Source organism: Desulfovibrio sp. OH1186_COT-070 (genome assembly GCF_003860215.1).
Taxonomy (GTDB): domain Bacteria; phylum Desulfobacterota; class Desulfovibrionia; order Desulfovibrionales; family Desulfovibrionaceae; genus Desulfovibrio.
The window spans coordinates 1-18,231 of the sequence record NZ_RQYH01000041.1 but is presented as its reverse complement, the minus strand read 5'-3'; the positions used below and the strand labels follow the sequence as shown (position 1 = coordinate 18,231).

Below are 18,231 nucleotides of genomic sequence, written 5' to 3'. Positions count from 1 at the left end.
CAAGGGGTAGCCAAGGCGTCAAAGGCACTGGGCTTGAACGAAGTGAAAGCCAGCGTCATTTAGGCGCTGGCCGGTAATATGCCCTTATAGGGCTTGAGAAAACCACCCGCTATGCGGGTGGTTTTGATTTTTCTGGTTGCGGGGGCAGGATTTGAACCTACGACCTTCGGGTTATGAGCCCGACGAGCTACCGAGCTGCTCCACCCCGCGCCACTGTGTGACGTATTGCCACCGTTGAGATAGTCTTTCTATCTCTGCATGGCTGGGTTGTCAAGCAGATTTTGCCAAAATGTTTTGGGGGAGTGCAGGCAGCGGCGCAATGGCGAGCGCTCCCGCCATTGTTGCCATTGCCACAGGCTTCACGCTACATGTAAGCCACCTGCCGCGCTGCCGGGCATGTACACACGCGTTGCGGCCCCTTATTCTCCACGCCCGGCACGACAGACGGCAGGCAACCTCGCGGCACAAACCGGCCGCGCAAAACATGGCGGGCGGCTTTCGGGCATCTTGCCGGGGCGGCCGTTTGCGGGCGGGTTTTCATGCTCATACTTGTCCTGTCCATCGGCTTTGCCGTTCTTGTGTCCTTTTTCTGTTCGCTGACCGAAGCTGCCCTCTATTCCCTGCCGTGGTCGGCCATCGAGCGCCTGCGCCGTTCCGGCGGCGTGGCGGGCGAACTTTTGTACAAGCTGCGCACAGAGGTGGACAAGCCCATTGCGGCCATCCTCGCGCTGAACACCGTGGCCAACACCGCCGGCGCCACCATTGCCGGTGCGGCCTTCATGGCGACCGTCGGCAGTGAGCACATGCCCCTGTTTGCCCTTGTTTTTACCATTCTGATTCTGGCTTTTGGCGAAATTCTGCCCAAGACCATAGGCGTGGCCCATGCTTCCGGCCTGGCCCCTTTTCTGGCCAGGCCGCTGGCCGTGATGGTCCGGCTGCTGGCCCCCCTGCTCTGGTTCACCAGCCTGCTGACGCGGCTGGTGGCTTCTTCTTCTCCGGGGCCCGAAGTTTCCGAGGACGACATCCGCGCCGTGGCCAGCCTTTCCCGTCAGGCCGGACGCATCCAGCCGTATGAGGAATCCTTCATCCGCAATGTGCTGTCGCTGGACCAGAAACGCGTGCGCGAAATCATGACGCCGCGCACGGTGGTTTTTTCCCTTTCCGAAAATCTCACCGTGGAGGAGGCATACCAGGATCAGCGCACCTGGCATTTCAGCCGGATACCCGTCTATGGGGAAAACAATGAGGACATTGTGGGCTTTGTGCAGCGCCGCACCCTCGGGCTCTGCCTGCAGGAAGGCAGGCAGGGCCAGACCCTGGGTCAGATCATGCGTCCTGCATATTTTATCCTTGAAAACCAGACTCTTGATATCCTGTTGCGCGAACTGCTCAAGGCCAAGGTCCATCTTTTTGTGGTGCTGGACGAATACGGAGGGCTGGCGGGAGTGGTTTCGCTGGAGGACGTTCTGGAAGAAATTCTTGGGCGGGAAATTGTGGACGAAAGCGACAATGTGGATGATTTGCGCGCTCTGGCCCGCCTGCGCCGCCGCCGGTTGACCGGGGCAGAAGGCGGGCAGCCGGGCACGGAAGACCGCGGGCGCGAAGGTTTTTGAACAAGGCAGGAAGATTTCCCGCCTTGTCAGGGGAAGGAAAGTGGCGTATCGTTGGCTACTTGGATTGCCATGCGTCTTGCACGGCATATGGGCGCTGATCGCGCCGCTTCAGGAGAAAATATGCCCCGCGCAAAAAATACCGGCATGTATGTTGTGGCCCTGCTGCTCTTTCTGGGGGGAGTGGGCTATCTCGCCTATTCCGGATTTTCCGAAAACAGCATGTATTTTCTGAATGTGTCCGAAGCCAGGGCTGCCTCCCCCGAAAAACTCGTTGCCGTTCGCCTGTTCGGCACAGTGTCCGGCACGGGGATGGAGAAGCACGCCTCCGGCACGGGCGTGGACTTTCGCCTGGAAGACAAGGACAATGCCGCCCAGGTTCTTGACGTCACCTACAGCGGTGTTGTGCCCGACACCTTCAAGATCGGCGCGGAAGTCATTGTGGAAGGCGGCATGGGGCCGGAGGGTCGCTTCCGGGCCAAAACGCTGATGACCAAGTGCCCCTCCAAGTACCAAAAAGAAAACCGTCAGGGCTAGGCGGAGCGCCCGGCAGGGAGCGCGCCGCGCTGCGGGAAGTCAAGGATCTGCATGTACGTTTTCGCATATTCCCTCCAGCTTCTGGCGCTGCTTGCCGCGGCAGGCGGCGGGGCGCTGGCTCTTGTGCAACTGTGGCAAAACCGTGACGACGCCCTGCATCTTGTGGAGCGGGCGCACCTGATCGTCAGCGCTTCCCTGCTTCTGGCTTCGGCCCTGTTGCTGCACGCCCTGTACTGGCATGATTTCAGCGTGCAGTATGTGGCCAGCTACACGGATCGCATTCTGCCCGTATTTTACCGGCTCACGGCTTTTTGGGCCGGGCAGCCGGGATCCATGCTTTTCTGGGCGCTGACCGTGGCCCTGAGCGGCAGCATTTTTGCCTGTACCCGCGCGCACAAAAAATTGAGCGCGCCCACACGCCTCTGGTATTGGGGCTTTTTCTATTCTGTCATGGCATTTTTCGCCCTGATCCTCACCAGTTGGAGCAATCCCTTTCTTTTGCAGACGCCCGCTCCTCCGGACGGCAACGGCCTGAACCCCCTGCTGCAAAATCCCGGCATGATTTTTCATCCACCCCTGTTGTTCATCGGCTACGGCGGTTTTGCCGTGCCCTCCTGTCTGGCTCTGGCCCAGACGCTTTCAGGGCGGGCCGGGCAGGAGGATGCGTGGTTCCGCCTTTCGCGTCCCTTCATCCTGCTGGCCTGGCTTTTTCTTACGGCGGGCATTGTGCTGGGCGCGTGGTGGGCCTACATGGAGCTGGGCTGGGGCGGCTACTGGGCTTGGGATCCGGTGGAAAACGCCTCGCTGATCCCCTGGCTTGTGGCCACGGCAGCCCTGCACACCCTGATTGTGGAGGATCGTCGCCGGAAGCTGGGGCGGGTCAATGTGGCGATCATGGCGCTGGTCACGGTGTCGGCTTTTTTCGCCACCTACCTTGTCCGCAGCGGGGTCATTGATTCCGTCCACGCCTTTGGCGACAGCAATGTGGGTACGCCCTTGACGGTATTTATCCTGACCGGCCTGTTCACAAGCCTCTGGGTTCCCCTGACCGCGCCCCGGCAGGGCCAGCCGCTGGACGGGCTGGACAGCCGCGAGGGTTTTCTGACTATCGTGGCCTGGACCCTGCTGGCTCTGGCCGCCATCATCCTGACGGCCACCATGTGGCCGGTGCTCAGCGCGCTGTGGGCCGATGCGCCCCGCGGTCTGGACGCCCGTTTTTACAACAGGGTGTGCCTGCCGCTGGGCGTGCTGCTCACGTCCATGATGGTGGTCTGTCCCTGGCTGGGCTGGGGAGGAGGGGTGCGCGGCAAAAAGAGATTGCTGGCTGCGCTGAGCGGTGCCGGGCTTGCGGCGGGCGTCATCTGGGGCCTGGGATACCAGAAGCCGCTGGCGCTGGCGGGGGCTGCATCGGCTGTGGGTATTCTGCTGAGCGCACTTTTTCTCCTTGCCGACAGGGCTGTGCGCGGGCAGCCCGCAACGCTGGGCGCTCTGGGCGCACACATCGGGCTGGCGCTCATGGCGCTGGGGATTGCCTTTTCCGGGCCGTACACCCGTGACAACGAAATGAGCCTGCTTCAGGGCGATTCGGACTCTGTGGGTGAATACACGGCAACCCTCCTTGAACTGGAAGAAGGACGGCGTCCCGGCTACGATTATATTGCCGCCCGTTTGCAGATCGCCAGAAACGGCAAAAATCTCGGGATCGTTGTGCCCGAGCGCCGGTTGTACGACAAATTCGGGTCCATGCAGTTTTCCGAGGTGGACGTGATTCCCGGTCTGGGCAATGAGGTTTACGCCTCCCTGCTGGGTATGGACGAGAAAAGGCGCGTGGTGGTCAAGGTCAGCGTGGAGCCTTTGGTCAACTGGCTGTGGATTGGCGGAACCATCATGTGCCTTGTGCCGCTGATGGGTTTGCGCCGCCGTGCCGGAGTCGGCGGCTCCACAGAAGCATGATTTCCCGCGCGTCCGGGACTCTCCCCCGGCAAAATCCGGCCGCGGCCCGCGTGGCAGCAGCGCGCCGGGGAGGGTAGTGCTCTGGAACTTGTGCGTGTGGCCAAAATATACGGCGCAAAGCTTGTTTTCAAAAATGTGAGCTGTGTCTTTGGCAAGGGCAGTGTTTCCCTGCTGGCGGGCGGCAACGGCGCTGGCAAGAGCACCCTCTTGCGCATCATGGCCGGGCTTTCGCGACCCACGGCCGGTACGGTCACGCCCCCCGGGGGGGCGGTGGGGTATCTGGGCCACGCCACGTTTCTCTATCCCGGCCTGACGGCGCTGGAAAATCTGGCCTTCTGGTGCGATGCCCACGGCCTTGGCCTTTCTTCCGCCCGGCTCATGGAGGGGCTGGCCCGTGTGCGGCTCGAAGCGCATGCCCACGAGCGGGCGGGAGTTTTCTCGCGCGGCATGGCCCAGCGCCTCAGTCTCGCGCGGGTTCTCCTGCAGGAGCCGGAGGTTCTGCTGCTGGATGAGCCCGGCGCAGGGCTGGACATTCCGTCCCGCATTCTGCTCCGGCAGGAGATTGCGCAGGCCAGACAACGCGGGGCCTGCGTGGTGCTCATCAGCCACGATCTGGGTGAGGACGCGGCGCTGGCAGACCGCCTGCTGGTGCTGAAAGACCGTGGTCTGGCGTATGACGGCCCGCCCGGCGATTTTCGGGATGGCGCAACGGAAGTTTGCGAAGTCGGCACTGTCCTCCCTGCGGGGGACACGCCGGGGGCGACAGTATGCTGCGCCTGACCCTGGCCCTGGCCCGCAAGGATCTGAGGCTGGTTCTGGCGCGCGGCAGCGGTTTGGTGCAGGCCCTTTTGCTGGGGCTTTTGCTCATTTTTGTCTTCAGCCTGTCGCAGGGAACGGGCGAGCGCATGGCCCCGCAGGGGGTCGCCGCCGTATTCTGGCTCGGTTCCGTGTTCTGCCAGGTGCTGATTTTCAACCAGCTCTATGCGCTGGAAGAAGCCAGCAGCGCCCGCCTCGGCCTTTTGCTCTGCCCCGCTCCGGTGCAGGCGGTGTGGCTGGGCAAGGGCTGCGCCGGGATGGTGCTGCTGGGGCTGGCGCAGATCGTGTTTTTTCCCGCCGCCATGGTTTTTTTGGGGCAGGATATGCGGGGTTCGGTGTCCGACGGCCTGTTGGCCCTGCTGCTTGTCGATCTGGGCATGTGCGCTTTGGGGTCCTTGCTGGGCGCGCTGGCCCAAGGGCAGGCAACACGGGAATCACTGTTGAGCATCGTGCTTTTTCCTTTGCTGACGCCGCTTCTGTTGGCGGGCATCAGCGTGGGAGCGCAGGTTCTGGGCGCGCCCAGTCCCGACGGAGCCGGAGCGTGGCTTGGCGTGGCAGCCGCCTTTGACGCGGTTTTTCTGGGCGCGGGTCTGCTCCTTTTCGGGCATATCTATGCGGGGGATGAATGAACAGAGGATTGTCGGCAGCGCCGCTCCTGTTGGCTGTGGCGGGCGGCCTGGGCTTTGCCGCCTGTCAGTGGCTGATTTATGTGTACGCCCCGGTGGAGGCCACCCTCGGTTTGGTGCAGAAGATTTTTTATGTCCACCTGCCGCTGGCGTGGTGGGGGATGACAAGTTTTTTTGTGGTCTTTCTGGGGTCCGCGCTCTGGCTCTGGAAGCGCCGCCCCGGCGCGGACAGGCTGGCCGCGGCCGCCGCCGAAGTGGGTGTTCTGCTGAGCGGCCTTGCCCTGATCACGGGCATGCTGTGGGCGCGCAGGTCGTGGGGCGTCTGGTGGACATGGGATCCCCGCCTGACGACCACCCTGATCATGTGGTTCGTCTATGCCGGATATCTGGTGCTGCGCGGGCTTGACCTGCCTCCGGCGCGGCGCAATACGGTCTGCGCGGTGGTGGGCGTGGCGGCCTTTCTGGACGTGCCCCTGGTTTTTTTGTCGGCCCGGCTCTGGCGTTCCATCCACCCCTCTGTTTTTTCCGGCAGAGAGAGCGGTCTGGAGCCGGAGATGCGCCTTGTGGCCCTGGCCTGCGTGGGCGTTTTCGGGCTGCTTTGGGCTGCTCTGGTCTGGCTGCGCAAGCGCCAGCTTGACCTGGAGGCGCGGCTGGAGACTCTGGCCGAAAACCGCGCTGCTGGCCCCGGACGGGAATAATACGGCGCATGCCGCAGGAGGAAAATGATGGACGCCCAGACCTGGGTTCTTCTGGCCAATGCCGGCGTGTGGATCGGCATCGGCGCATATCTGGCCTTTCTGGCGGCGCGTCAGCGCACTCTGGCCGCACGCCTGTCCCGGATGGAGATGCTTGACCATGACTGAAACTCCTTCGCGCCTTTTTCCTGCCCGCGCCGTCATTGTTGTTCTGGGCTTGGGGCTGGCGGTCATGCTGGCCGCTTCGCTCAAGGAGCGTTTTGAAAATCCGCACCTTTCCGTGGCGGTGGAGCCGCGCCCCGTGATGTCCGATGCCGCCGGAGCGGACGCCCAGTCCATCGGCGCGCTCATGCGCAAGGTGGCGGCCAACCCGCAGGACGTGGATGCCCTTGTCCACCTTGTGGAGCATCTTGTGGCCGCACAGAACTGGCAGGCAGCCGAAACCTTTGCCCAGCGCGCAGTGGCTCTGGACAGCGCCAATCCCGCTCCGCTCTATCTGCTGGGCGTGATCCTGCACAATCAGGAGCGCCACAAGGAGGCTGCGGAAGTTCTGGAAGGCGTTCTGAAGCGCAAGGACGAAGCTTCCGTCCGGTACAGCCTGGGGGTGCTTTACGCCTATTTTCTCCAGGACCCGGCGAAGGGAAGAGAGCACCTCGCGGTGGGCCTTGCAGATCCTACGGGCAGCGAGGAATTGAAAGCCAGTATTCGTCAGGAACTGGAAAAAATTCCGCCGCCCGCGCCAGCAGTGCCCGCAGATCCGCCCAAGGAAGCCGCGCCTTCCGGAAAAGAGGGAGAAAAGAAAGCCAAAAAGCCCTCCGGCTCCTCGCGGGAACGCCGCTGAGCGGCGCGGGCTTGCCTCTTTTTTTGCCCGAAGGTAGTCTGCACAACAAATCAGCGCGTGTCGCGCGCCATGAGGAGCTATGGCCCGTCAGAAAAGAAAAAAATCTTCCGCGCAGCCCGTGCCCCCTGCCGCGCAACAGGAGGCGGCTCCGGAAAACGAGAGCGGCCTGCCGTTGGAAGAAGGCGTTGTTGCCGTTGCATGTTCCGCCCGCAGCGTCCCTGCGCACGGCAAGAGCGTGAGCCGGGGCACATTTGTGGTGGGTTTGCTTTTGGCCCTGATGCTGGGGATGTATCTGGGCAGCCTTGCCCCGGCCTTTTTTGTCCGGGACGCGGACAGGGGCGCTGTTTCGTCCGCCCCAATGTCTCCGGACCTGGTGCCGCCAGCGCAGACGCCTGCTGGTCAGGCGCCTTCTGCCGGGCAGGCGGCGTCTTCCGCTCCGCCCGCTCCTGCGGCGTCGGCCATATCGCCCGAGCAGGCCGCCCGCATCGCGGCCCTGGAAAAAGCGGTTCTGGACAATCCTTCGGACGCGCGCAACTGGACGGAACTGGGCAATCTCTATTTTGACACCAACCAGCCCGGAAGGGCGGTCACGGCCTATCAGCGCTCTCTGGCCCTGGCCCCCGACAATGCGGACGTGATCACGGACATGGGCATCATGTTCCGTGAACTGGGCGAATTCGAGAAGGCTGTTGCCCAGTTCCGCAGGGCATCCAGCGTCAGTCCGCGTCATGAAAATGCCCTGTTCAACGAAGGCGTGGTGCTGTACTACGATCTCCAGCGCAGGGATGACGCCATGAAAGCATGGCAGCGCCTGCTGGCGGTCAACCCTGCGGCCCGCACCCCTGACGGAAAATCCGTTGCGGACATGCTGCGCCAGTTGCCGTAGCAGGGGCGCGGAGGACAAGCCAAAACCACAGGCGAAAAGGAATGACGGAGTGTTTTGCATGTCCGGTTTGTTGAGGCGGGTGCGGTTCCCCTGGCGGGGCATTTTGCTTGCGTATCTTCTGCTTGTGTGCGTGGTCTGGCCGCAGGCAGCTGCGGGAGGCATGGTTTCGCCGCAACTGCGTTCTGCCAGCGAATCCCTTTTGCCCCATCTGGATTATTTTATTGACGAAACAGGCAGCATGGACGTGGATGAAGTGGCGTCTTCCGTCAATGCAAGAGCCTTTCAGCACTGGTCCGGAGATTTGCCGCGCGGTACGGGCACGCTGTGGCTGCGCTTCACGCTGGCTCCCCTGGCACCGGGGGAGAAGGGCGGCACTCTGCTGCTGGATATGGGGCCGGACGTTCCTGCCGACCCCGTCTTGTACGAGCCGCGCCCGAATCCGGAAACCCGCGTTGGGGATTGGCGGGAAAGTGTTCCCGGTCCCCGAAATATCCTGCTTCTGCCCGAACCCGGACCCGAACCCCTGACCTGCTATATCCGCATGGACGGCCTGCCCGGCGTCTGGTTTGCGCCCGTGTTGCGCACGCCGCACAATGCCGCCACCAACTGGAGCAGTCTGGTGGGCAAAGCCGCCATTCTGGCCCTGGGGGTGGTCATTGTGCTCTGTGTGCTGCGCGGCCTTTCGGAGAAAGGGCAGTGGCGCGTCTGGACAGCCTTTTATGTGGCTGTTGCCCTGGCCCATGCGCTTGCGGGCATGCCCCCCTACGGAGGGGGAGGCATGAGCGCGGGGCAGGCGTTTTCTGTTCTTTTTCCCGGCATGGCCCTGATGCTTTTTCCCCATGTGGGACGCCATTTGATGGGAACAAGGGGGCGTTCGCGCGCGCTTGACGCGCAGCTGGTGCTGCTTTCCCTGCCGGGAGCGGTGCTGGCCCTGTTGCCCTTGCTGCCGGGATTCGGCTGGCTGATCCGCTATCTGGCGCTCTGGCCCGCCTGCACGCTTCTTTTTGCGCCTACCGCGCTGGGGGCGGCGGTCATGGGCCTGGGGGGAGCCAGGCGCTTTCTGCTGGCCTGCCTCATTTCTCCTCTCTGCGTCTTTCTGGGCTTTATGGGACTGACGCACGGGCAGCCTGCGGATCTGCTGGCCTCGGCCCCCTTGTGGGGCACGGCGCTGGGCGCGCTGCTGGTGGCAGGCACAGGCCTGCCGGGCGACATGTCCCGCAGGGATGCCGCCGCGTCGACCGCAGAGCTGGACGCGGCCCTGATCAGCGCGGGGCTGGACGACAACCTCATCACCCTTGATCAGCCTCTGGACGACCCCAATCTGCGGATTCTGCCGCCCGGAGGGCATTTGCCGTCGGCAGCGCAGAGCCTGCATGTGCCTTCCCGAAGCGGGAGCGGGGAAGCCCCGAACCCGGAAGAAAAGGCCGTGTACTGGGAGAATCTGCTGCGACCTGCGCTGGACAGCCTTTTGCATGAGGGCATGGCCCTGAAGCGGTGCGCATTGCCCCCCGCAGTGCGGCTGCATGCCGAAAAAATGCTTGATGCCGCCCAAAATCTGGCAAGAACCGTGGAAGATCCCGGCAAAGGGCTGGAGGGCAGCCGCCCGGACAAAAGCTCCGGCGTGTTCAATCTGCAGCAGACAGTGCGCGAGGCCCACGATGCCGTGGCGCTCATGGCGGAAAATGCGGGCATCGGCCTTGCGTGGTATATGCCGCCGCTGATGGGGCACATGTACGAGGGGCAGGGGCAGGCCCTCGGCGAAAGCCTCCGCCTGCTGCTGGAAAGCGCCGTGCGGGCGACAGGACGGGGAGTGGTGCATCTTTCCGTACGGCGTGTGCCGGAAAGCGCGGATGCGGGGCATCTGCTGTTCACGGTTTCCGATTCCGGCAATGGCCTCCCCCCCCAAAAGCGTTCTGTCACAGCCCTTGCGCGGGCATGGGAACTGGCGGGAGACAACGGCGGCTACCTTGCTCTGGAAAGCGGCCCGCAGGGAGTTTCCGTTTCTTTCAGTCTGCGCCTTGTGCCGCTGGAGGAACGTTCGCAGCCCGGAACAGAGCCGGTCATTGCTGTGGTGGCGGACAGTGCCGTGGAACGCCGCTTTCTGATCAACCGCTGCGAGCCTCTGGGCTGCCGCTGCGTGGAAGCCAGAAGCGTGCACGAAGCCCTGCAATACAACCGGGAAGCTCCGGCGGTCATGCTGGTGGTCCGCTCTCCCCATGACGGGCCAGCCCATGCCGATGCCCTGGGGCGGTTTCAGGCCGAGGCTCTGGCCGCAGGGTTGCCCGTATTCCGGGCTCTGGCCATCACCGCCGACAGCAGCCGCTGGGACGCGCTCACCGACTGCGGGTATACGCATGCCCTGCTGGAACCGCTGGACGAAGAAGCGCTTGTTTCCACGGTGCGCGAGGTTCTGGACGGGTTGCGTGCCGCGGCCGAGGAAGACACGGCGGAAGCCCCCCGCGATTTTGCGCCCCCAAAAGACGGATCGCCGCCGGATTTGGACGGACACTCCCCCTTGCCCGATCTTTTCGGGCCTCTGCCGTCCGCGGGAGAACCTTCCGGGCCGGGCCTTCCGGATATTCCGGATCTTTCGCTTCTTCCCGGAAGGGATTTGCCCGCCACACGAGACGGCGAAGGCAGCAAGGAAGAGTTTTTGCCCCTGCCCGGCACGGGAAGCCCTGACAAAAATGTTTTTGACGCTGCGGAAAATGCCTCTGCGCCAGAGCAGAATGCGTCAGGACAGGATGCGCCAGTGCAGGATGCGCCAGTGCAGGATGTGTTGGGGCAGGATGTGTCAGGGCAGGATGCTGTGGAAGGAGATGCCGGGCTTTCTGTTCCTCCGGCCGGGGAGAGTGAGGAATTTTTTACGTCCGCAGGGCTGGGTGGGCCTGTGTGGGGCGCTTCTGCTGTCCGTGAGGATGACGGAAATGACGCCGGAAAAGAGGAAGACAGCCCTGCCCCTGCCGGAGAAGACGGTCTCGAGGCATCCGGCGCCGAACCTCTGGCGACCATTGCCGACCGCAGCGGCGAAGCCGTTCTGAAGCCGCTCAACGCTTCTGCTGCCCGGCGGGCCATGCCGGAAAACGAAATATCTGCTCCCCCGGCGGGCCGGGGAGCCTGGGCCAACTACAGCATGGATGACGAATGGGTGGGTGAGCCTGTGCCTGTTCCGGCCTCTGCTTCTGCCGAAAAAAAGCCGCCTTCCCCGCAGCGGGGAACCGGGGGGAGCGCGCCCTTTGCCTCTGCTGAAAACTCCCGCTATGTCAGCCCCAGCCCGGCGGTACACGGAGAATGGGTTGGCGAGCCTGTGCCTGTTGTCAGTCGGAACCGGGAGCCTTCGGCTGCGGGGACCGTCCGGGAGCGCCCCTCGTTGCGGGACGAAATGCCGCGCACGGCTCCGGGCAGGGAGATCCGCCGGGTGATGGAAAATACTGGCGAGAGTCCGCGTGCCGTGCCCGCAAAAGAGGCCGGAGAGCAAAGGGATTCCGTAGCGCCGTTGTCCGCAGCGCGCGGAGCCAACGCGCCCATCGTGGATTTTATTGCGCACGTTGCGTCTGTTCCGGACACAGCGTCTTCTGGCGGCCGTGTTGCGGGGGAAGAGAGCAGGAGCGGGCAGACGCGCGGTGAAACTCCGGCGGTGTCCGCCGCGCGGGAGGATGCTCCGCTGCAAGACTTTGCCTATGCGCGGCTTGTGGAAGTGCTGGATGCCGCGATGGAAGATGTGCAGCAGGGCTACCGGAGCCAGAGCTGCCCTGCGGTGCAGAAAGGCGCGGCCCGTATTTCTGCGGAGGCCGGAGCCCACGGTTTTCGCGTTCTGGCGCGCTTGGCCCATTGTGTGGAGCGCGCGGCCAAAGAGGAGAGCATGAGCGCGTTGCGCGACCTTTTGCCCGAACTGGCGGCGGCTGTGGAGCGCGACCGGATCGACATCCTCCGGACCCTCAGGGAGCGCGGCACGTCCGGAAACTTCATGTCGTGACAGAACAAAACGCAAATACTGGAGGCAGAATGTACGAGACGATTCTTTTTCCTGTCAGCGGAAAAAAAGGTTTGGCGCGCGCCGGGGAGGTTTTGCGCCATGTGACCAGGATTGCTGACGGCAGCACGGTTGTTCTGCTGCATGTTTTTGACGTTGTTCCCCTGACCGTGGGCGGAGAAGCCCATGCCCAGATCCGGGCAGAGCATGCGGCCACGGGCGAAACCCTGCTCAAGTCTGTTGGTCAGGAACTGGAAAAGCAGGGCATATCCTTCCGCTGCCGCGTGGAAGAAGGCACTGTGGCCGAAACCATTGTCCGCGTGGCCCATGAGGAAAAAGCCGAACTGATCGTCATGCTGACCGACGGCCGCAACGGCTTGCCCGATTATCTGCTGGGCTCCATCACCGAACGTGTTCTGCGCAATACCGACACGGCTCTTCTGGCCATCCGGCAGAGCGGCGGAGAGTAGGCCCGTCAGGGGAGCAGCGCCGCTGCTCCCCTGATCCCGGTCTGGAGCGCTTTTTCCCTCATAGTCTCTCGCGGATTATGCAAGGCGAAAATGCTTGTTGTTGCTGAAATTTTTGTTCTGCTGGCGGTGTATGCCCTTTCGTGGGTTGCGGCCTGCCATGCCCTCCTGACCAAGCATGATCCCCGTTCAGCCCTCGGCTGGACAGTGACAGTGCTGTTTCTTCCCCTGGTGGGCGCCGTGCTCTACGCCTGTTTCGGCATCAGCCGGGCGGAAAGCCGCGCCAGCAGGATCATGCGCCGTCAGGCCAGGCTGGAACCGCCGTACGCGCACCCGCCTTTTGAGCGTATTCCGCCGGAGAAGCTGCCCGAAAACATTCTCTGCACGGAGCATATCGGGCGTGTGCTCAGTCGGCAGCATGTGTGCGGCGGCAATGACCTGCGTCCCCTGCGCAACGGCGACGAGGCCTACCCGGCCATGCTTCAGGCCATTGACGCAGCCAGAGAATACGTTTTTTTGAGCACCTATATTTTCAATGCGGGGAGAGCCGCCGGAGCCTTTGCGCAAGCTCTGGCCCGCGCGGCCTCTCGCGGTGCGGACGTACGCCTTCTGGTGGACGGCGTGGGCATGCTCTATTCCTGGCACAAGCCCTGGAAGAAACTGGAACGTCACGGCGTGCGGACAGCCGTATTTTTGCCCCTGCGCCTTTTCCCTCCCCAGGTGGGCATCAACCTGCGCAATCACCGCAAGATTCTTGTTTGTGACGGCACGGGCTTTACCGGGGGCATGAACATTGCGGACGACAATCTGTCCGCAGGCAGGGACTTGCGCGTACAGGACATGCATTTTCAGTGTCGCGGCCCGATTGTGGACCAGTTGCGCCGCGCTTTTTTGCTGGATTGGGGCTTTTGCACCGGCGAGTATACGCCCCTGCCTCCGGCCACGGCGCTGCCGCAGGGCGCAAGCCGCTGCCGCGTCATCATGGATGGGCCGGGGGCGGGCGGCAATACGCTGGAGGACATTTACTGCGGCGTCATCAACAGCGCCCGGAAGTGCATACGCGTCATGACGCCGTATTTTCTGCCTTCACACGCGCTGGTGGCCGCCCTGCGATCGGCGGCCCACCGTGGGGTGGACGTGCGCGTGATCCTGCCGGAGAAAAACAATCTCATCTATGTGCACTGGGCCCAGTTCCGCATCCTGCCGGTGCTGCTGGATGCGGGAGTGCGCGTCTGGTTGCAGCCCGCGCCCTTTGCCCACAGCAAACTGCTGGCTGTGGACGGCCACTACAGCCAGATAGGTTCCGCCAATCTTGACGGACGCAGCCTGCGCCTCAATTTTGAGCTGAACATGGAAGTCTTTGGCGCATCCTTTCACGATATTCTGGCCGCGCATATGGACCATGCCGTCAGTGTGGGCAGGGAGGTCACGTCCATTGACCTTGCACGCCAGAATCTGGCCGTGAGGTTGCGCAACGCCGGCTGCTGGATATTTTCGCCCTACCTGTAGGGTCTGTGGGCCGGAGGCGGCCTGCCCTGCGGCGCAAACGCAAAGACAAGCGCCTGCGCAGGGCGACAGGAGGAAAAAATATGGGAACGCAGCGCCCTCCCAAACTGAAAGTCTGGTCATTGAGCCTGGGCTGCCCCAAAAACAGGGTGGACAGCGAGCGCCTGCTGGGCTCTTTGGGCATTGGCGTGGAGCATGTGGAGCATATGGGCCGCGCGCGGCTGGTGTTCATCAATACCTGCGGATTCATCGAGCCTGCGGTGCGGGAATCCGTGCAGCGCGTTCTGGATGCCGTGGAGCGTATCGGGCGCTGCAAGAAAAGACCCCTGCTGGCCGTGGGCGGATGCCTGGTGGGGCGTTACGGCGCGCGCACCCTGGCCGAAGAACTGCCGGAAGTGGATCTGTGGCTGCCCACGGATGCGCTTGCGCGTTGGCCGCAGATGCTGGCGCGGGCGTTGGGCCTCCCCCCCCCGGATCCGGGCGGGGGGTACGGCGCGCGCCTGCTGTCCACCGGCCCGTCCTATGCATGGCTCAAGGTGGGCGAAGGCTGTCGCCACAAGTGTGCCTTTTGCACCATTCCTTCCATCCGTGGCAAGCTTGCCTCGCTGCCTGCGGAGCACCTGGTGGCCGAGGCCGGAGCCCTGCTGGATCAGGGCGTGCGCGAGCTGGCTCTGGTGGCCCAGGATCTGACATCCTGGGGGCTGGATATGGGCCTGAAGAACGGTTTGCCCCTGCTGTTGGAACGGCTTGCGGCCCTCAAGGGGCTGGACTGGCTGCGCCTGCTCTACCTGTACCCCACGGGCGTGACCCCGGAGCTTTTGCGCTGCATGCGGGACTTCGGCCCGCCTGTGCTCCCCTATCTGGACATTCCCCTGCAACACGCCCATCCCGATGTGCTTTCCCGTATGGGGCGTCCCTTTGCCCGGGATCCCCGAAAGGTTCTGGATCTGGTGCGCGGGGTTTTGCCCCATGCGGTGCTGCGCACTACCTTTATTGTGGGCTATCCCGGAGAAAGCGAAGCGCAGTTCGAGAGCCTCTGCCGTTTTGTGGAGGAGAGTCGCCTGCAGCATGTGGGGGTTTTTGCCTATGCGCCCGAAGAGGGAACGCCTGCGGCGCTTCTGCCCGGCCAGATTCCCGATGACGTCAAGGAACGCCGGAGGAACCTTCTCATGGAAATTCAGGCGAATATCAGCGCCGACTGGCTTTCGGAGCAGGTGGGCGGCAGGCAACAGGTGCTGGTGGACGCTCCTCACCCCGAGTGGCCCGGTCTGCACCGGGGGCGGGTCTGGTTTCAGGCGCCGGAAGTGGACGGCGTTACCTATGTCAGCGGGCCCGGAGTGTACCCCGGCGCTCTGGTGGAATGCGATATCGTGGAGAGCGCAACGTACGACCTCACCGCGCTGGCGTGAAAAGTTTTTTGCGCAACGCCCGCGGCCAGCTTTCAGGGCAGTGCCGCAGTGGGGATGCGCATGCCCCAGGGTCAGTTGCCCTGGGGATACAGCGGGCTCATGCTGCGCAACAGGTTGGTGAACAGGCCCTCGATGCCCTGAATGAAGGTATGCACATGTTCGGCCATGATCACCAGCAGAAGGCCCACAAAGAAAAATCCCACCCCGATTTTCACCGGGAAGCCGAATTCCATGATGTGGATCTGCGGCGACGTTCTGGCCACGAGCCCCAGCGTCACCTCCACCATGAACAGGGCCACCATCACCGGAGCGGCGATCTGCAGGGCCAGAACAAACATCTGCGCGGCCAGATGCAGGACCTGGGAAAGAAGGATGGCGCCCACAAGCAGTCCGCCCGGCGGGACAAGATCAAAGGATGCCGCAAAGCCTTTTATCATGTACAGATGCCCGTTCATACTCAAAAAGGTCAGCAGCGAGACCATCCAGAGAAAAAAGGCCGCAGCCCCGGTCTGGTTGCCGGTGAGGGGGTCGGCAAAGTTGATCATGGTAAAGCCCATCTGGAAGCCCAGCAGTTCTCCCCCTGCCTGAATGCCCATGAACAGAAAATTGACGGCCATGCCCAGCACCAGACCCATCACCGCTTCGCCCAGCACCATGAGCGCCATGTCGAAAGGATGGGCGGGCATGGGCGTGTGCACAGCCACATGGGGCCACAGGCCCAGGGAAAAAACCAGCGTGGCCGCAGCCTTGCCCTGCATGGGAATGTTGTTGGTGGAAAAGACGGGCAGCATGAACATGACAATGCTCACCCGCATGAGGGTGAGCCACAGGGCGAGCACGCCGGCCTGATCAAAACCGAAAACGTCCATGCCGCAGGCGTTGCAAAAAGGTTGCCAGCGATGGAGATGCTCCGCCCGGAGCAGGGGAAGACGCTATTTGTGCAGCTTTTCCGCAATGAGTTCGCGGATGATATTGTTCAGTCCGGGCAGATCCGGCTTGGAAACCTGCCGGTCGGCGCCCACCTGTTTTCCTCTGGAAAACAGGGCATCGGTGATGAGAGAAGAGAAGAGAATCACCGGCAGTTGTCTGATTCCGGCAGTTTCACGGATTTTTGTGGTCAGCATGTGACCGTCCATCTCGGGCATTTCAATGTCCGAAATGACCATGTGCAGCATGTCGGTCACTTCCTTGCCCTGTGCCTGGGCCTCCGCCTGCAGGTTCAGCAGAAACTCCCATGCTTCGCGCCCACTGGCCACGGCCGTGACCCGAAAGCCTGCCTTTTCCAGAGAAGTCCGGATGATGTGGCGCAGGGAGCGGGAGTCATCGGCTACCAGCAGGTGGAACTGGCCTGCCCCTTCCACCGGGCTTGTGTCCACCTCGACCTTGGACATGTCCAGGGATTTGTCCAGGCTGGCCAGAATTTTTTCCATATCCAGAATAAAAAGAACGCGATCCTGAATGCGCAGCACACCGGTGATGCTTTCGCGCGAATAGCTCTGCACATAACGGTTGGGGGGTTCGATCCGGTCCCATGTCATGCGGTGGATGCTGGTGACCGCAGAAACCAGAAAAGCCGCCTGCACGCCGCTGAATTCCGTGACAATGACCTTGGCATGCTCCTCGCTGACCATTTCCTTGTCCAGCCAGGTGGCCAGATTCAGGATGGGCAAAACCCTGCCGCGCAGATTGAAGGTGCCGAGCACGGCGGGATCGCAGTTGCTGGGCATGCTGGTGATGACGGGCATGCGGATGATTTCCAGAACCTTGGCGACATTGATGCCGTAATGGCCGCTGTAGGTGGTGCCGTCGGCCTGTTTCTCGTCAATGATGAACTCAATGATTTCCAGCTCGTTGTTGCTGGCTCTGAGCAGGCTGCTTTGCGACATGGCTTTTCATCCTGATAGGCATTGCGGGCGCGGTGGAGCGCCAACGGCGCAAGGCCGCTGCAAACTTCATCGGCACAAAACGGACTTTCTTAAGGAAACGGATGTGTTTTTTGCCCGGCCTCCTATATGGGCGGCTCCCGCCGGGGGCAGATATCCGCCAGTTCGCAGGCGGCGCAGCGGGGCTTGCGCGCCATGCATACCTCGCGGCCAAACCAGACCATGCGGTGGTTCACATCGCCCCATTCGTCTTTGGGAAAAACCTCCATGAGGTCGCGCTCCACAGCCACGGGGTCAAGGGCATCGGTCAGCCCCAGGCGGAAGCTGATGCGCTTCACATGCGTGTCCACAGCCAGGCCCTCGTTGATGCCGTACGCGCCGAAAAGCACCACATTGGCGGTCTTGCGCGCTACTCCGGGCAGGGTGACAAGCTCCGCGAGGCTGGCGGGAACCGTGCCGCCATACACATCGCGCACCCGCCGCGCCGCGCCGAGCAGGTTTTTGGCCTTGCTGCGGAAAAAACCCGTGGAGCGGATGACTTCTTCCAGATCTTCCTGTGAGGCTTCGGCCAGATCGGCCGGGCCGGGCCAGCGACGAAACAGGTGGGGAGTGACCAGATTGACCCGCGCGTCCGTGCACTGGGCGGCCAGAACCGTGGCCACCAGCAGTTGCCAGGCCGTGTCGGCGTGCAGGTGGGTATGGGGCTGCGGATACCGGGCTTGCAGGGCGGCCAGCACTCTGGCCGCCTGGGCCGGGCGAAAGTTGTTCTTGTCCATTGCCCAGCTATGCCACAGGTGCAGGATGGCCGCAAGCCGCGGGCAGAAAGTCGGGGAAAAAGGAATATCCCCGGAGGGCGGACCCCCGGGGATATGGGATGTGCACAGGGCACGTCCTCAGCCAGCGCCTAGCGGCCGATGAGCTGCATGGCCATCTGGGGCAGGCTGTTGGCCTGGGAAAGCATGGCCACAGCGGACTGGGTGAGGATCTGGTTGCGCACGAAGCGCGTCATTTCCGTGGCCACGTCCACGT

General features: G+C 62.9%; 17 protein-coding genes and 1 tRNA gene. 13 read left to right on the top strand and 5 right to left on the bottom strand.

Annotated features, from left to right (window positions below; genetic code table 11):
• Nucleotides 1–133: 133 nt before the first annotated feature.
• Nucleotides 134–210, bottom strand: a tRNA-Met gene (locus EII23_RS10730).
• 329 nt (nucleotides 211–539) lie between these two features.
• On the opposite strand from EII23_RS10730, the gene EII23_RS10725 reads away from it, so the two are divergent.
• From EII23_RS10725 to rimO, 13 genes are all read left to right on the top strand, one after another.
• The gene (locus tag EII23_RS10725; protein ID WP_124793368.1) at nucleotides 540–1,613 is read left to right on the top strand and encodes a hemolysin family protein; all 1,074 of its coding nucleotides are present in this window, start codon (nucleotides 540–542) and stop codon (nucleotides 1,611–1,613) included.
• 120 nt (nucleotides 1,614–1,733) lie between these two features.
• Nucleotides 1,734–2,147, top strand: a complete 414-nt coding sequence (locus EII23_RS10720) for a cytochrome c maturation protein CcmE (protein WP_124793367.1) — start codon at nucleotides 1,734–1,736, stop codon at nucleotides 2,145–2,147.
• 51 nt (nucleotides 2,148–2,198) lie between these two features.
• On the top strand, nucleotides 2,199–4,100 hold the full coding sequence (locus tag EII23_RS10715) for a heme lyase CcmF/NrfE family subunit (RefSeq protein ID WP_124793366.1): 1,902 nt from the start codon (nucleotides 2,199–2,201) through the stop codon (nucleotides 4,098–4,100).
• A 96-nt stretch (nucleotides 4,101–4,196) separates the two neighbouring features.
• Nucleotides 4,197–4,880: an ABC transporter ATP-binding protein gene (locus tag EII23_RS10710; protein WP_260424692.1), complete on the top strand. Its 684-nt coding sequence runs from the start codon at nucleotides 4,197–4,199 to the stop codon at nucleotides 4,878–4,880.
• The gene (locus EII23_RS10705; protein WP_124793364.1) at nucleotides 4,868–5,545 is read left to right on the top strand and encodes a heme exporter protein CcmB; all 678 of its coding nucleotides are present in this window, start codon (nucleotides 4,868–4,870) and stop codon (nucleotides 5,543–5,545) included. Before EII23_RS10710 ends, EII23_RS10705 begins: the two co-directional genes overlap by 13 nt.
• Nucleotides 5,542–6,240, top strand: a complete 699-nt coding sequence (locus EII23_RS10700) for a cytochrome c biogenesis protein (protein ID WP_124793363.1) — start codon at nucleotides 5,542–5,544, stop codon at nucleotides 6,238–6,240. The genes EII23_RS10705 and EII23_RS10700 overlap by 4 nt, the downstream gene beginning before the upstream one ends.
• Before the next feature lie 27 nt (nucleotides 6,241–6,267).
• Nucleotides 6,268–6,405: a CcmD family protein gene (locus tag EII23_RS10695; protein WP_124793362.1), complete on the top strand. Its 138-nt coding sequence runs from the start codon at nucleotides 6,268–6,270 to the stop codon at nucleotides 6,403–6,405.
• The gene (locus EII23_RS10690) at nucleotides 6,398–7,078 is read left to right on the top strand and encodes a tetratricopeptide repeat protein (protein ID WP_124793361.1); all 681 of its coding nucleotides are present in this window, start codon (nucleotides 6,398–6,400) and stop codon (nucleotides 7,076–7,078) included. Before EII23_RS10695 ends, EII23_RS10690 begins: the two co-directional genes overlap by 8 nt.
• 79 nt (nucleotides 7,079–7,157) lie before the next feature.
• On the top strand, nucleotides 7,158–7,964 hold the full coding sequence (locus EII23_RS10685) for a tetratricopeptide repeat protein (RefSeq protein ID WP_124793360.1): 807 nt from the start codon (nucleotides 7,158–7,160) through the stop codon (nucleotides 7,962–7,964).
• A 58-nt stretch (nucleotides 7,965–8,022) separates the two neighbouring features.
• Nucleotides 8,023–11,940 carry a 7TM-DISM domain-containing protein gene (locus tag EII23_RS10680; protein WP_124793359.1) on the top strand — a complete coding sequence of 1,306 codons (3,918 nt, stop codon included), beginning with the start codon at nucleotides 8,023–8,025 and terminating at the stop codon, nucleotides 11,938–11,940.
• A gap of 29 nt (nucleotides 11,941–11,969) precedes the next feature.
• Complete coding sequence (locus tag EII23_RS10675; RefSeq protein WP_124793358.1) at nucleotides 11,970–12,407, top strand: universal stress protein; 438 nt, start codon at nucleotides 11,970–11,972, stop codon at nucleotides 12,405–12,407.
• Nucleotides 12,408–12,497: 90 nt separating this feature from the next.
• A complete protein-coding gene (locus EII23_RS10670) occupies nucleotides 12,498–13,913 on the top strand; it encodes a phospholipase D-like domain-containing protein (protein WP_124793357.1) in 1,416 nt (471 codons plus the stop codon).
• Between the two features lie 80 nt (nucleotides 13,914–13,993).
• Complete coding sequence (gene rimO / locus EII23_RS10665; RefSeq protein WP_124793356.1) at nucleotides 13,994–15,319, top strand: 30S ribosomal protein S12 methylthiotransferase RimO; 1,326 nt, start codon at nucleotides 13,994–13,996, stop codon at nucleotides 15,317–15,319.
• 71 nt (nucleotides 15,320–15,390) lie between these two features.
• On the opposite strand, the gene EII23_RS10660 is transcribed toward rimO, so the two are convergent.
• The 4 genes from EII23_RS10660 to EII23_RS10645 all read right to left on the bottom strand — a co-directional run.
• Nucleotides 15,391–16,188 carry a flagellar biosynthetic protein FliR gene (locus EII23_RS10660; protein WP_124793355.1) on the bottom strand — a complete coding sequence of 266 codons (798 nt, stop codon included), beginning with the start codon at nucleotides 16,186–16,188 and terminating at the stop codon, nucleotides 15,391–15,393.
• A gap of 63 nt (nucleotides 16,189–16,251) precedes the next feature.
• The gene (locus EII23_RS10655; protein ID WP_124793354.1) at nucleotides 16,252–17,205 is read right to left on the bottom strand and encodes a chemotaxis protein; all 954 of its coding nucleotides are present in this window, start codon (nucleotides 17,203–17,205) and stop codon (nucleotides 16,252–16,254) included.
• Nucleotides 17,206–17,327: 122 nt separating this feature from the next.
• Nucleotides 17,328–17,978 (bottom strand): endonuclease III, encoded by a 651-nt coding sequence (gene nth, locus EII23_RS10650; protein ID WP_124793353.1) that lies wholly within the window; start codon nucleotides 17,976–17,978, stop codon nucleotides 17,328–17,330.
• Nucleotides 17,979–18,106: 128 nt separating this feature from the next.
• Nucleotides 18,107–18,231: flagellin (locus EII23_RS10645; protein WP_260424693.1), on the bottom strand; the 125-nt coding region annotated here is incomplete at its 5' end.